A 14,350-nucleotide genomic window follows, 5' to 3' on the forward strand; every position below is an offset into this window, starting at 1 on the left:
CGGCACCTGGTCACCTCGCACGGCGCACGGCGGCTGCTGCTGGTGTCGCGACGCGGCGCCGCCGCGGACGGCGCCGGCGCACTGGCCGAGGAGCTGACCGCCCTCGGCGCCCACGTCCGGGTCGCGGCGTGCGACGTCACCGAACGCGCCGCGGTCCAGGACCTGTTGGCAGGCATCGACACCGACGCCCCGCTGACCGCCGTCATCCATGCGGCGGGCGTCCTGGACGACGGCACGCTCGACACCCTCACCGCCGCGCGGACGACACGCGTGCTGGCACCGAAGGTCGACGCGGCACTGCACCTGCACGAGCTGACCCGCGACCTGGACCTGTCGGCGTTCGTGCTGTTCTCGTCCGCGGCGCCGCTGCTCGGCGGCCAGGGCCAGGGCAACTACGCCGCCGCGAACAGCGTGCTGGACGCACTGGCACGCGCACGGCACAGCGCGGGCCTGCCCGCGCACTCACTGGCCTGGGGCCTGTGGACCGTCGGCATGGCGGGGATCCTCGGCGGGGAAGGCGCCGAGCAGTACGCCCGCCAGATCCGGGCCAGGCTGGGCCTGATCCCGATCGACCCGGACTCCGGGATGGCGCTGTTCGACCACGCGCTCGCGACCGGGCGGGCCACACCGACGACGGCCCTGCTGGACACGGCGGCGCTCACCGACCTGGCACGCGGCGGCACCCTGCCCGCCGTACTGCGCGGCATGATCAAGGTTCCCGCGGCTGCCGCGAGCGCGGGCGTCGGCCTGGCGCAGCAGTTGGCCGCGCTGCCCGACACCGACCGCGACGGGGTGATCCTGCGCGAGGTGCGCCACGTCGCCTCGGCGGTCCTCGGCCACCTGTCCGGTGACGCGATCGACCCGCACGCCCCGTTCACCGAGCTCGGCTTCGACTCCCTCGGCGCCGTCGAGTTCCGCAACCGGCTCGGACAGCTGACCGGGCTGACGTTGCCGCCGACGCTGGTCTTCGACCATGCGACCGCCGCCGACGTGGCGAAGCTGGTGCGCTCGCTGATCGAGGAGTCCGAGACCGGCGTGGTCGAGCAGGCACCGGCCGGGGTGCGCGGCACGCTCACCGACCTGGTGTCGGCGGCGCAGCGCCGCGGCGAACTGGCGGCGGCGCTGCCCCTGTTGAGCGCGAGCTCGGAGCTGATGACGTCGTACTCCGTCGACGAGGCGGCCGCGCGGCGCCCGGCGGCGCAGCTCCTGGCGCGGGGCGCGGCGGCACCGGCGCTGATCTGCATCCCCTCGTTCCTGGCGGGGTCGGGCCCTCACCAATTCGCCCGGCTGGCCCGCGAATTGGGCCGCGAGCGGCAGGTCAGTGCGCTGCGGCTGCCCGGCATGCGCGCGAGCGACGACCTGCCGGCGACATGGGCGGCAGCGATCGAGAGCCTCGCGGCAACCGTCGCGTCCGAACTCGAGCGGGGCCCGGTGGCGCTCATCGGCTACTCGGCCGGCGGTGCGCTCGCCCATGCGGTCGCCCGGCGGATCGAAGACGGCGGCGGCGAGCTCGCGGGCGTCGCGATGATCGACACCTACTCCCCGCAGGACGTCGAACTCAACCGCCGCGTGCTCACCGACGCACTGGGGCAGATCCTGCTGCGGGACAACGCCCTGACCCCCGTCGACGACCACGGCCTGGTCGCCATGGGCGGCTACGTGCGGATATACGCCGAGCGCGAGGCCGAGCCGATCGCCGCGCCGACGCTGAACCTGCGGGCCACCGTGACGCTGAGCAGCTTCGGCGACGTCGAGCCCGTCCCCGCGTGGCAACACGACGGACCGGTCGGCCACATCGAGGGCGATCACTTTTCGATCATCGAGGAGCAGGCGGCGGAGACCGCCGCACACCTGCGCCACTGGCTCGATTCCCTCAGCGGCAGTTGACATCCCCACCGTCGGATTCCACGCGGCCCGAAGAAGTCCGAGTGCATCAGGCGAAAGCGTAGAAAAGCAGAGGAAAGAGGACACATGGCAGTCCTGGACAGACCAGGCAGCCCGCGCGGAGTGCTCGGGCGCCTGCGCCGCGCCTGCGACGACTTCACGCGCGCCGCCGCCACGTGGGGCACGACCCCACGCAGACGGTCGGGCAAGTCCCCGCGGTCCGCCTGACCGGCGCCCGCCCTACCCCCCACCCCTGTGGTCACGACCGACCGGCGGGACGCCGCCCGCCGCCCCGTCGCCGGCCACGCCCGAAGGAGCCCCCTGTTGTCGAAAACGATTGATCCCGCGGAACGCGCCCTCACGTCCGAGCGGGATTACGTGTCCTCCTTGTACACGTTGCTCACGGAGCGGCTGTCCACGGCGCGAGCACAGCGAGCGAGTGTGCTCAAGGCCCCGGCGGAGAGCGCCGGTGAGCAGCACGAGAGAGAGATCGCCGCCGAGCGTCTGGCCAAGGAGATCGGCCGGCTGGAGGGCGCCGAACAGGGGCTGGTCTTCGGACGCGTCGACTGGACGGACGGCACGGCCCTGCGCATCGGGCGGATCGGACTGCACACGGAGGAGGACGAACTGCCGCTGCTCGTGGACTGGCGCGCGAACGCGGCGCGGCCCTTCTACGAGGCGACACCGGTCCACCCGATGGACCTGCGGCGGCGCAGGCACCTGCGCCTGGAGGAGCGCACGGTCGTCTCGGTGAGCGACGAACTGCTCGACGGGAGCACCCCGACCGACGAGGACGTCGTCGGGGACGGCCCGCTCACCGAGGCGCTGTCGGCACGGCGGACGGGCACCATGCAGGCGGCCGTCGCGACGCTGCAGGCCGAACAGGACGAGATCGTCCGCTCCGCCCACCGCGGGGTGACCGTCGTGCAGGGCGGGCCCGGCACCGGCAAGACGGTCGTCGCCCTGCACCGCGCGGCCTACGTCCTGTACGCGTTCCCGCGCGCCGCGGAGGAAGGCGTCCTGGTGGTGGGCCCCAACGCCCGGTTCCTCGACTACATCTCCCAGGTCCTTCCCTCGCTCGGGGAGAACGACGTGGACCTGGCGACCTGCCGCGAACTGGCCGGCGTGTCCACGGACACGGCCGACCCGTTCGACACGGCGCGGCTCAAGGGCAGTTCCGACCTCGCCGCCGCCCTGGCCGACGTACTGCGCGCCCACCAGGCCCCCGCCGGCGACTTCACCGTGCGGGTCGGACAGGAACCGGTGGGCCTGCCCGAGAAGGAAGTGGCCGCGGCACGCGACGCGGCACTGGCGGCGGCGCCGGGGCACAACCCCGCGCGCCAGGTGTTCAAGGAGCTGTTGGTCGACGCCGTCACCGACGCGATGCAGCGCGACATGGGCGACCTGCTGGAGCAGATCGACGCCGAGGCCGAGCAGATGACGGGCCTCAATCTCGACCGGTTCACCGGAGCCGCCCAGCGCCGGGCCGAAGGCGCCGAGGCGGGTCCCGTCCACGAACTGGACCTGGACGCCATCCGAGCCGATCTCCTCGACGACGCCGCCGTCGACCGCGCGGTCGAGGACCTGTGGCCGCGGCTGGTACCCGCCGACCTCGTCACGGCGCTCCTGACGGACGCCGGCGCCCTCGCCGAGGGCCTGCCCCTGCTGACCGCGCAGGAACGGTCCCTACTGCTGCGCGGCCCGGACGACCCGTGGACCGATGCCGACGTGCCGCTGCTGGACGAGGCGGCGCACCTCGTCGACGGGCCTCCCGCGCGGACGTACGGGCACGTCGTGGTCGACGAGGCGCAGGAACTGACCGCCATGCAGTGGCGGATGATCGTGCGCCGCTGTCCGGGGCGGGCGATGACGCTGGTGGGCGACTTCGCGCAGGCAGGCCCCGTCGCGACCGCACGCGACTGGAAGGAAGCGCTGAGCCCCCACGTCGGACCGCGCTTCAAACTGCACAATCTGACCGTCAGTTACCGCACCACGCAGGAGATCCTGGAGAGCGTGCGGGACCTGCTCACGCGGATCGCCCCCGACCAGAAGCCCACCCGTTCGTTGCGCAGCGGGGAAAGCCCTCGCACCGTGACCACGCCCGCGGACGGGGCGGTCACCGCAGTCGACGGGGAACTGCGCGCCCAGGCCGCCGCGCACCCGGGGGAGTTGCTGGCAGTGGTCTGCGCCGACAGCAGGGTGGGCGAACTGACGGCCCACGGCATCGCCGACCACGCCCGCATCGTGCCGGCGTCCGAAGCGCGCGGCCTGGAATTCGACGGGGTCGTCGTCCTGAACCCCGAGGAGATCATCGCGGCCCGCCCCGGCGGGGACCGGGACTTGTACGTGGCCCTGACCCGGGCCACCAAGCGCCTGTGCACCGTCACCACCCAGCAGGAGCACCCGGCCGAGCCCTGAGAGGGGAGATCACAGCATGCGGTCGACCAGCTCGTCGACGTAACCCGGGGGAAGCTCCATGCCGAACAGCACGCGGATGTACATCGGGGCCAGGACGTGATCCAGCACGCCGAACGCGTCCGGTGCCCGCTCGCCGCGCTCGCGGGCGCGATCGAGCATGGACTGCAACTGCCGGGTGCGTTCGGCGAGGAGGCCGTCCCGCGCCTGCAGGCCCTGGGGGCCGTTGCCGGACAGGGCGATGGCCAGGCGCACCACCGCCAGGCCGTCGGGTCCGGTGATCTCGCGGGCCACGGTGGCCGCGTAGGTGCGCAGGTCACCGGCGAGGCTCCCGGTGTCGGGCATCGGCGACTGCGCGTTGAGACGGGTCAGCGCCACGTCGGTGAGCAGGGTCTCCAGGCTGCCCCACCGCCGGTAGATGCTGCTGTCGGCCACGCCCGCGAGGGCGGCGACGTCGGCGACGGTGAAGTTGCCGTAGCCGCGCTCATTGATCAGGTCGGTGACGGCCTGGTGCACCTGCGCGCCGACGCGGGCGCTGCGTCCTCCGGGTCGCCGAACTCGCTCTCGTTCATCCATGCCCCCACCTTAACGCAGTCGTTACTTGCGTTTGTGGGCGACCCTCTCTATAGTCGACTAAGGCAGCCGCTGACTGCTTTAAAGCGTTCAGAGGCTGACCCCGTCGGCCGTGGAGAGGCACAACAAACAATGGGAGGAACCCCCATGGCGGCATCGCCCGCGACCGCAGGCAGTCGATCGAACCCAGCCGTGCTCCTCACAGTGACCTGCCTGGGCCAGTTCATGGTCCTGCTCGACAACACCATCGTCGGCGCGGCACTGCCCGACATGCAGCACCGCCTGCACACCGAACTGACCGGCCTGCAATGGATCGTCGACGCGTACGTCCTGCTGGTCGCCATGCTGCTGCTGACCGGCGGCGTCTTCGCCGACCGCTTCGGCCGCAAGCGCGTCTACCTCACCGGCGTCGCCGTCTTCACCGCCGCCTCGCTGGTGTGCAGCATCGCCCCCTCCGTCGGCTGGCTGATCGCCGGCCGCATCCTGCAAGGCATCGGCGCCGCCGCCCTCGCCCCCGCCTCACTCGCCCTGCTCGCCGCCGCCTACCTCGTGCCGCAAGAACGGGTCAAGGCCATCGGCCTGTGGGCCGGACTCAGCGGAATCGGCCTGGCCGCAGGCCCCGTGGCCGGCGGCGTACTGACGGACGCCTTCGGCTGGCCCGCCATCTTCCTGGTCAACCTGCCCATCGGCGCCCTCCTCCTGCTCGTCGGCCTGCGCACCCTCGAAGAGACCCGCAACCCGAACGCCCCCGCCCTCGACATCCCCGGCACCGTGCTGTCCGTGCTGGCCGTGGGCGCACTCACCTACGGCCTGATCGAAGGCGGCGCCCGCGGCTGGACCGCGCCGGTGATCCTCGGCAGCTTCACCGCCGGAGCGCTCCTCCTCGCCGCGTTCATCGCCGTCGAAGCACGCCGCCGCGCCCCGATGCTGCCCCTGCGCCTGTTCCGCCAGCGCCTGTTCACCGTCTCGAACACCGCCATGGTCGTGGTCGGTTTCGCGCTCATGGGCTCGTCGTTCTTCTTCTCCCAGTTCTTCGTGTACGTCCAGGGCAGCTCGATCCTGCGCGCCGGCCTCCAGACCCTGCCGGTCTCCCTCGCCATGGTGCTCGTCAGCCCGTACGCGGGCCGGCTCGCCGCCCGCTACGGCTTCCGCATCGTGGTCACCATCGGCCTGGCCCTCGCGGGCCTCGGACTCATGGCGCTCGGCGCGGTACACGCCGACACCGGCTACGGGAACGTGTGGTGGCGTCTCGCGATCGTCGGCACCGGCTTCGCCCTGACCATGTCCCCCCTGACCGGAGCAGCCATCCAGGCGGTCAGCCCGCAGGAGGGCGGCCTCGCCTCAGGCATCAGCACCACCACCCGGCAGATCGGCGCGGTACTCGGCGTCGCCGTACTCGGCGCCATCGTCCGCTCCCGCCAGTCCGGCGGCGCCTCCTTCGAAAGCGGCCTCAACAGCGCCTTCTTCGCCGCCGGCGTCGTCACCCTGGCCACCGCCGTCTTCACCGGCCTGTGGCTGGCGAAGTCCAAGCCCGCGAAGGACACCGAAGCCCCGCAACGCTCCACCGCCCCCGACGTGGTCACCACCTCTTGAACGAGGCACCTGCGCACAGCAGCTGACGGTGACACCAGTCGCCGGAAGGCCTCCTGCCAATCGATCCCCCGGTGGCGGGAGGCCTTTCGGTCCACCCCGTGAGAGTGTCCGGAACGCCCGTTGCGGACACTCTCACGCTGACCGATCCGCCCACCCCGGCGAAGCGGGGCCGAGGAGCAGCGCGTCTCCGCCCGGCGGCCTGTCCAAGCCGGCCGTCACGCCCATGGACGCGCTGCCTAGCAGCCGCCGTCGGCGAAGGGTGCGCCTGACGCGGCACCGCCGCGACGGTGCAGGCAATTCCCGCCGTACGCACCAACTGGCCCGGGCCGCTGTCTACATGCGACCCGGGCGTCGCCCGTCCCAGGCGGCTCGTTCGGCGCCCGCGGCGTCCTGGAGGCAGCGCGACCCGGTGTCGTAGACCATGGTCGCCCTGTCGCTGCGGTCGTATCGCTGCCAGCCGGGATCACCGGTGGCGGCGAACCGGACGAAGTCGGCGTGCATGCGCTGTGCCAGTTCCTCGGGCGGCCGGTTGCCGAACAAATCAAGGGCGGGCTGCCCCTGCGCCATGACCGTCTCCAGATCGTCCCGGACGAACGGCAGGTCGATGGCGTGGAACGAGCCGGAATCCGGCGGGAGTTGCTCGCTCTGCCAGCGGAACTCGTACAGCCATGACGGCTCGGGCCGCGCTTCCAGGAGGCGGATCGTCGGAATCCTGAACCCCCAGTCCGACCATCCGGCCTCCACGAGCGCGGCCAGGCCCCGGATGCGCCGAGGGCCCTCGCGGTAGGCACGCAGCGTGGACCGGTCCAGCCGCAGCGCGCGCCGCAGGCCCAGCCGCACCAGCGGCGCCACGGGACCCGCGACGCTCATGATGCCGTCGAGCAGCGGCCCGGTCTCGTTGCGCACCGTCCCGGCGAGCAGAGGGACACCCGGTGTGCGACCGGCCGACTCGACCGGGTTCGCCGGCAGGAACCGCGTCCCGTGCACCCCGCGGAAGGGGCTGAGCAGCAAGGCACGGCGATCACCGCGTGCCAGACCCAGCGCGAAGCGGGCCAGCGCCTTGTACGAGGCGGCCGCGGTGCGCTGCGGGCCGACGGACGACAGCCCCTCCACGGTCGGCGCGACGCCCAGGCCGCGGGCGACCTGCCGGGTGATGCGCGAGGCTTCGTCGGCGTCCACGGAGGCCAGCGAGCACCCGCTCTGCGCGATGGCCCCGCAGAACGCGCCCCGGGAAGCGGGCAGGGCCGTCTGGAACATCACGCTGACGCCGCCGCCGGACTGCCCGAAGATCGTCACCCGTGCCGGGTCACCGCCGAACGCGGCGATGTTGCGCTGCACCCACGCGAGCGCCGCGCACTGGTCCCGCAGCCCGAGATTGTCGTGGCCCTCGCCGAGGTAGAGGAAACCCTCGACGCCCAGACGATAGTTGATCCCGACATGCACCACGCCGTCGCGCGCGAAATTCCGTCCGCTGTAACCGGGCAGGGAACCGGCGCCGTAGACGTAGCCGCCGCCATGGAGGTGCACCATCACCGGGAGTCCTGCGCGGCCGGGATCCGGCGTCCACACCTCGAGCGTGAGGCAGTCCTCGCCGGTATCGGTCGCGGAGTAGAGCGCGCCGAGAGGATTGTCCTCCGGCGGCTGCGGCACGGCGGGCCCGGGCGTGATGGCATCGCGGACTCCGTCCCAGTCCGCCGCCCGGCGCGGGGGACGGAACCGGTTCGCCCCGAACGGAGCTGCGGCGTAAGGGATGTTGCGGAAGTGGTGCAGCCCGTCGCTCTCGGCGCCTTCGACGACACCGTTCTCGGTGCGGACCCGGGTCACGACGCCGGCCTCGGTCGTGTCACGGGGGTGGGGCCGACCTCACTGAGGTACATCGGTGCTCCGATCCGTGTGCGTCTTCCGGACCCACGCAGACTTTCGCGGCGCACCAAATTAGTCAACACGTACTAGTTATCTATGGGCAGGAAGATGCGCCCGGAACCCGGCGACCGGCCCCCCGGACGGCACTGCCGCGCTGCACCCGCACTCCGGACGGCCACCCTCGCGGCGCAGACCGCCCCCTGCCTCACCGCAGCAGCGGGCTCCCCACCGCGCCGCCCACACCGAGCACGCCGACAGCCACACCACACTGATCGGCTCACCGACTGGCTCACCGACCGTGGGCGAAGCCGCCAGGGGAAGCTCCCGCCACGCCATGGCGGCGGTGACCGGGACCCGACAGGACGACCGGAGGACACCACGGCAACCTCACACACCTGCCCGCCGAGGGCGCGTCTGGCCCACTCCCGCGGCATCTGTCGGTACCGTCCCCTGAGTGGCGATCACCTGGAAGCCGTTGTCCCTGTTCAGCAGCGCCACACGAGAACCCCGGCCGTCCTCGGACGGCCGCGCACCGGCCCCGGCGGCGTCTGAGACAATCAGCAGCATGTCTTCTGCACAGTCCACTGCCCTTGAGCCGATCCTGTCGGTGCAGGCCCGCGAGGAGTACCACTCCCTGAACGACGCGCAGGCCTCCGTCATCGACCGTGCGCTGGGCATGCTCGCCCGTGATCCCGAGGCCCGCGGCACCGTGGACGAGGGACAGGGAGCGCGACGCGCGTTCGTCTCGCAGGAACTGCAGATCCGCTACGGCACACACGAGCAGTACCTGGTCATCGCAGAGATCATCGTGACCGGCGGCGGATTCCTGCTCGGCGGCGGCGCCTGACGATGACACCCGCCGAGGAGCAGCGGCTGCGCCGCGCGGAAGAGCGCGCGGACTCCGCAGTGGACCAGTGCAAGACGCTGGCGAAGCAGATCGAGGCGCTGACACGCCGCGTGGAACAGCTGGAACGCACGCGCTGAGACCCGGGCTGCGACTCACGCCCGTGGACACGGCCCGCGGGACACGGAGGACCGCCCGCAGGGCGTCTGTGAGCCGCCCCCCTGGGTCGTCCGCCACGAGCACGGGCCTCACCTCGGCGTCTCAGATGCCGTCGCCCGGCGCAGTAGCTCAGCGGGTGATCCAGTACCAAGGGCGACCAGCTGACCGGCGTGGCTGGGTGCCTGGCGCCGAGGTCAAAGGCAGCCCCCGGCAGACGTCCCGCCGACTGCCTGCCGCACCAGTTGTAGCGGGTCAGGAGAGTGATGACGTTCTCGCTGGTCAGCGGATTTCGTGGTCGGGGTGTTCGCTGTCGTAGGTCTCACGGGCGCGGGTGATGTGGGCCCGGTGTTCGAGTGACCAGTCGGCGAGTGCCTTGACGAGGTGTGTCAGGCTCGCGCCCGTCTCGGTGAGCCGGTAGTCGACCTGGGCCGGCACGGTCGGATACACGGTCCGAAGGACCAGACCGTCTCGTTCCAGCCGGCGCACCGTAAGGGTCAGCATGCGCTGGGAGATCCCATCGATGGCGCGCTGGAGGTCGCGGAAACGCCGTGTGCCGTTGGCGAGCTCGACGATGACGAGGACCGACCACTTGTCACCGACCCGGTCGAGGACGTCGCGGACCCCGCAGTCGGGGTGGTCCTGCTGTCCACAGGGTTCGAGCTCAGCGGGTCCAGCGGTTACCTCGGTGTGCGTCACTGACACGAAACTGCCTCCTTGTGGGCCGACCTGGGCCGGTTGAGGATCTCACCGTAGTTACCGAAGAGAACCACGGCAGGAGACAGAACCACAATGATCATGGTGACCGGCGCGAACGGGCAGCTCGCCTCTCTCACGCTCCAGGAGTTGGCTGAGCGCCACGTGCCCGCCCTGGGCGGCACACGATCGCCCGCACAGGGGCAGCGTCGACTCGACTTCGACGACCCCACGACCCTCGATCTCACCGGCATTTCTACGCTGGTCCTCGTCTCGGCCGGGTACGCCGAGGACGACCAGGTCATCACCCGGCACCGGGCAGCGGTAGACGCCGCGGTGCGCAACGGCGTGAGCCACGTGGTGTACACCAGCCTGGCCGGCGACGGCGACCACCTCGGCTTCGCCCTCGCCCACCGGGCCACCGAGCAGCTGATCAAGTCCAGTGGACTTGGGTGGACGATCCTGCGCAACGGGCTCTACGCCGAACTCTTCGGCGCACTCCTGACCTGGACCGCTGACGGTGTGGAATCGGCGTTCGGCGACGGAGCACTCGCCGCTGTGGCGCGGGCGGACCTGGCCGCGGCCGCAGCTGCCGTGGCCGGCAACCCGACCGCACACGCCGGCAAGACCTACGACCTGGTCGGCGAACCGATCACCGCCGTCGGCATCGCCGAAGCCCTCGGAGTCGCACACCGGACCATCGGACTCGGGGAGTACCGGGCCCAACTCCACGCTGACAACACGCTACTGCCGTTCCAGCCCTCGATGCTCGCCTCGATCGCGACCAGCGTCCGCCACGGGTTCCTCAGCACCACCAGCCCCGACCTGACCCAACTCCTCGACCGACCGCTCACCGACCCGCTCACCGTCGCCGCGAACACCGCGGCCGCCATGCGCCCAGTCCGCGCGGCGCGGTGATACATAAGCGATCACCGCAATCCGAGCAGTTACCTCCCTGGCCTCTTGTGACTATCTGGTGACATTGCCGACGGCCCTCCTGGCAAGGCGTCTGTGCAGAGGAAGTTGCGACTGCCTCTGTACGTGAGCACGCACTGCAAGGAGGACGGAACATGGCCATCTCGCGTATCACCCTCGCCGCCACCGCCGCGGTCGCTCTGGCCGCCGCAGGAACGGGCACGGCTCTCGCAGCCGACGCCACATCGTCTGCGGCACACGCCACCCAGGAATGCCAGCCCGGCACCCTGAAGGCGGCCACCACGCAGCTCGGCACCGAACAGGCGGGCATGAACCATGCCGGGACATTCCTGAAGCTCACCAACACCGGCAACGTCACCTGCACGCTCTCCGGCTACGCAGGCCTCGCCCTGGAAGGCAGCGGCCACAGCGCACTGAAGACACACACCGAACACGGCGACACCTACTTCGCCACAGACCCCGGCCGGCACGACGTCACCCTGCAGGCCGGCGACTCGGCCTACGCCGACCTCGTGTGGACGCACACCGGAGCCGGTACCGCAGCCGCCCACTACCTGCAGATATCGCCCACAGGCAGCAATGCGCACAGCACCGTCACCTTCAAGCAAGAGGTAGACAACGCCAAGCTGTCCCTCACGGCCTGGAGCGACACCCCGCCCGCCGCCTGAACCCCGTACACGAGCCGGTGCCCGGACCCACCCCTTGCTGGAGTGGGTCCGGGCACCGGCTCACGCTCGCGGCCAGGGGGCACGGTGTCGTCCTGACCACGTCGACGGGACCTCCGCGACCGGCGCATCCTGTCCTCACACCGTTCCCGCCCACCGAGAGGCCCCGATGCGCACAGATCATCGACATCCCAGCAGGGGCCCCGACCACCCGCCTGCCCAGCCACCCGGCCCGGACCAGCATCAGACAGCTGCCGCCCTGTGACCGGCACCGAAAACACCACTACTGTCACCGCCGTCGAAATCGCCGCCGCCGTGCGGGCAGGCGCCGTCTCGGCCCGCGACATCACCGTCAGCACTCTCGCCCGGATCAGTGCCGACGACCGGCTCCGGGCATTCACCCAGTGCTGGCCCGAAGCAGCCCTCGCGCAAGCGGAACACGTGGACCGCCGCATCCGGCAAGGGGAACCCCTGCCCCTGGCCGGCGTGCCCTTGGCGGTCAAAGCAACCGAAGGCCTCACCGCCCTGCAGACCCGCCGACTAATGGCAGCCGGATGCATCCCCGTCGGAGCCACCGCCACCCCCGGCCCCGGCACCAACTGGCAGACCTGGGGAGCGACCCACAACGGGCCAACACTCAATCCACACCACCCCGACTGGAGCCCGGGCGGATCCTCGGCCGGTTCCGCAGCCGCCGTCGCGGCCGGCCTGGTACCGCTGGCCACCGGAAGCGACGGAGCCGGCTCCGTACGCATCCCCGCCGCCTGGTGCTCGATCATCGGCCTCAAACCCACCAACGGCCTGGTCCCCGCACGCGACCGAGCCGGACTCAACACCTCCGGCCCCCTCGCACGCACCGTGGCAGACACCGCCGCCTACCTCGCCGTACTAGCCGGAGACACGACACTACGACGCCAACCCGCCACCACCACGCCACCGCGCACCGCCTGGTCAGCAACCCTGGGATTCGCCAAGACCACCGCATCAGTAGCAGCCACCGCCCACGCCCGACTCACCGAAGCCGCAGCCACCGACACACTGCACCTAAGCGACACCAAGGTGACCCTGCCGAACCCCGCCCCCTGCTGGCACGCAATGCGCAGCCGTTCCACGCACGACGCAGCAAACGCCACCGGCCAGGCGGCCGCCCTGACCGCGGCAGTGGACCAACTGTTCGACACCGTCGATCTGCTCGCCACCCCGACCACCCCGAACACACCACACGGCCACGACGGGCCCGGACACACCATGAGCGTGGCCCTCACCTGGGCCTTCAACATCACCGGACACCCGGCCATCAGCCTGCCAGCCGGACTGACACCGGCAGGCGAACCGGTCGGACTCCAACTGATCGCCCGCCGCGGCCACGAACAGAACCTCCTCACACTCGCAGCCGCCATCGAGCGACTATGACGGCGACAACGGCCTCGAAAAGCACCCGCACAGCCGGCCGTGAATATAGATCCAGGACCCTGCACCGCCCACGGCCGCTATTCGAGAACTACATATTCCTGTGCCACCCCAACACCAGCTCGTCGACCACTGCACCGCCCGTCGCCATTAGACCCCATCGTCCTTGAGAAGATCTCTCTCATGACCGAGGACCCGAAAGCCATGTGGGCACACGGCAAGAACCTGTACGACGTCGTCCCCGCCCTCGACACCGTCATCGAAACCATCGGACGTGATCTGGTATTGGGGGAGTACTCCCTGGCACACATCACGGCACACGCAGCAGCGCAAATAATCGCGGAACAGGGCGAGGCGACGGGCATCCACGACGAGGAGACGGCGCTCCTCGTCGTCCGTACGCTCGCCGAGGCAGCGGCTGCTACGGAACGCGCAGAAGACGGACTCTGTTCGTAGCACCTTGCCACTAGGACCTGCTGCCGAGGCGATGCTCGGACTTCGGCGCGACAGGTGTGAATGAGAGTTCAGTTGGTTCTGACCGCACTTCAGGGGAGGCCAGCCGTAGCGTTCGCCCACCGCCAGCCCCCGCCAAGCTACCCGCTCAGAACACCCCAACATCTGTGCCACCCAACGGACCTGACCAGACGTCAGCTCACTCACACATCGAGACCGAGGAAGCCAATCCACCGCCAGCTTGTTCTGGTGGAAGAGCTGTGAGGATCGGGGAAGGTGGCACTGGGGTGTCCGAGTTCCCTCGCCATTGAGGCGGGGGCTTTTTTGTGCTGGTCGTCGGGTGTTTCGGGTGGTTGGTGTTGGTGGTGGTGTTCCGGGTTTGGTGGTGGTGTGAGTCCGGATTGGCTGGTGGTGTGTTCGCCGGATCTCCTTTGGGTTGTGCTCTGTAGCGCATGGGGGTGTGGCGTGGTGAGTGGAACGGGGATTTGTCACTCGTCCAAGTGATCGCGGGGACTCTTGTCGGAGTGTCGGCCTTAGCGTCTCATTCGTCGCGTCTGTCACGGGCGTGACGTGAACTGCCCTGTGTGGGGCGGTAGTTGACGTCATGGAGGCTGTCACTGTGATCGCTGCTCGGTTGCTGGTTCGTTCGTGGCCTGTGTGTCGGCTGCGGTGACGGCGGACGGCGACGTCCCTGGGGTCGGGGCTGGGGATGAGGGGCTGGGTCGGCATCGGGACGAGTTGCGGCCTGCCGCGGTGCGTGAGTTGCTGCGGCTGCGCGCGTCGGGGGAGTTGACGACGGCGCATGTGCGGATGGCCGCGGGTGTGGTGGGGGTGCACAAGCGGACGGTGTGGTCCTGGCTGG

12 protein-coding genes are annotated in these 14,350 nt (G+C 70.6%); 9 read left to right on the plus strand and 3 right to left on the minus strand.

What is annotated here, in order from left to right:
* Together G3I40_RS43795 and G3I40_RS43800 are read left to right on the plus strand one after the other, a co-directional pair.
* Positions 1-1,887, plus strand: a 1,887-nt coding sequence (locus tag G3I40_RS43795; protein WP_164560359.1) for a type I polyketide synthase, incomplete at its 5' end; no start/stop codon positions are given.
* A gap of 375 nt (positions 1,888-2,262) precedes the next feature.
* Positions 2,263-4,302, plus strand: a complete 2,040-nt coding sequence (locus G3I40_RS43800) for an AAA family ATPase (protein WP_164560369.1) — start codon at positions 2,263-2,265, stop codon at positions 4,300-4,302.
* Between the two features lie 9 nt (positions 4,303-4,311).
* Here G3I40_RS43800 and G3I40_RS43805 read toward each other — a convergent pair whose 3' ends face one another.
* On the minus strand, positions 4,312-4,875 hold the full coding sequence (locus tag G3I40_RS43805) for a TetR/AcrR family transcriptional regulator (RefSeq protein ID WP_164560360.1): 564 nt from the start codon (positions 4,873-4,875) through the stop codon (positions 4,312-4,314).
* A gap of 144 nt (positions 4,876-5,019) precedes the next feature.
* Between G3I40_RS43805 and G3I40_RS43810 the strand changes: the two genes are divergently transcribed.
* Positions 5,020-6,465 carry an MFS transporter gene (locus G3I40_RS43810; RefSeq protein WP_164560361.1) on the plus strand — a complete coding sequence of 482 codons (1,446 nt, stop codon included), beginning with the start codon at positions 5,020-5,022 and terminating at the stop codon, positions 6,463-6,465.
* A gap of 333 nt (positions 6,466-6,798) precedes the next feature.
* Here the strand turns inward: G3I40_RS43810 and G3I40_RS43815 are convergent, their stop codons facing one another.
* Complete coding sequence (locus G3I40_RS43815) at positions 6,799-8,289, minus strand: carboxylesterase family protein (RefSeq protein WP_164560362.1); 1,491 nt, start codon at positions 8,287-8,289, stop codon at positions 6,799-6,801.
* A 604-nt stretch (positions 8,290-8,893) separates the two neighbouring features.
* Between G3I40_RS43815 and G3I40_RS43820 the strand changes: the two genes are divergently transcribed.
* Together G3I40_RS43820 and G3I40_RS48055 are read left to right on the plus strand one after the other, a co-directional pair.
* Complete coding sequence (locus G3I40_RS43820; protein ID WP_164560363.1) at positions 8,894-9,175, plus strand: hypothetical protein; 282 nt, start codon at positions 8,894-8,896, stop codon at positions 9,173-9,175.
* 2 nt (positions 9,176-9,177) lie between these two features.
* Positions 9,178-9,312, plus strand: coding sequence for a hypothetical protein (locus G3I40_RS48055; protein ID WP_275410345.1), 135 nt, complete (start codon positions 9,178-9,180; stop codon positions 9,310-9,312).
* Positions 9,313-9,610: 298 nt separating this feature from the next.
* On the opposite strand, the gene G3I40_RS43825 is transcribed toward G3I40_RS48055, so the two are convergent.
* The gene (locus G3I40_RS43825) at positions 9,611-10,033 is read right to left on the minus strand and encodes a helix-turn-helix domain-containing protein (protein WP_164560364.1); all 423 of its coding nucleotides are present in this window, start codon (positions 10,031-10,033) and stop codon (positions 9,611-9,613) included.
* 87 nt (positions 10,034-10,120) lie between these two features.
* Between G3I40_RS43825 and G3I40_RS43830 the strand changes: the two genes are divergently transcribed.
* The 4 genes from G3I40_RS43830 (at position 10,121) to G3I40_RS43845 (ending at position 13,491) form a co-directional block, all read left to right on the plus strand.
* Complete coding sequence (locus tag G3I40_RS43830; RefSeq protein WP_164560365.1) at positions 10,121-10,942, plus strand: NAD(P)H-binding protein; 822 nt, start codon at positions 10,121-10,123, stop codon at positions 10,940-10,942.
* Positions 10,943-11,094: 152 nt separating this feature from the next.
* A complete protein-coding gene (locus G3I40_RS43835; RefSeq protein WP_164560366.1) occupies positions 11,095-11,628 on the plus strand; it encodes a DUF4232 domain-containing protein in 534 nt (177 codons plus the stop codon).
* A gap of 258 nt (positions 11,629-11,886) precedes the next feature.
* Complete coding sequence (locus G3I40_RS43840) at positions 11,887-13,038, plus strand: amidase (protein ID WP_164560367.1); 1,152 nt, start codon at positions 11,887-11,889, stop codon at positions 13,036-13,038.
* A gap of 180 nt (positions 13,039-13,218) precedes the next feature.
* Positions 13,219-13,491 carry a hypothetical protein gene (locus G3I40_RS43845; RefSeq protein ID WP_164560368.1) on the plus strand — a complete coding sequence of 91 codons (273 nt, stop codon included), beginning with the start codon at positions 13,219-13,221 and terminating at the stop codon, positions 13,489-13,491.
* The last annotated feature ends 859 nt before the right edge of the window (positions 13,492-14,350 follow it).

This window comes from Streptomyces sp. SID14478, assembly GCF_010548525.1.
In the GTDB taxonomy this organism is placed as follows: domain Bacteria; phylum Actinomycetota; class Actinomycetes; order Streptomycetales; family Streptomycetaceae; genus Streptomyces.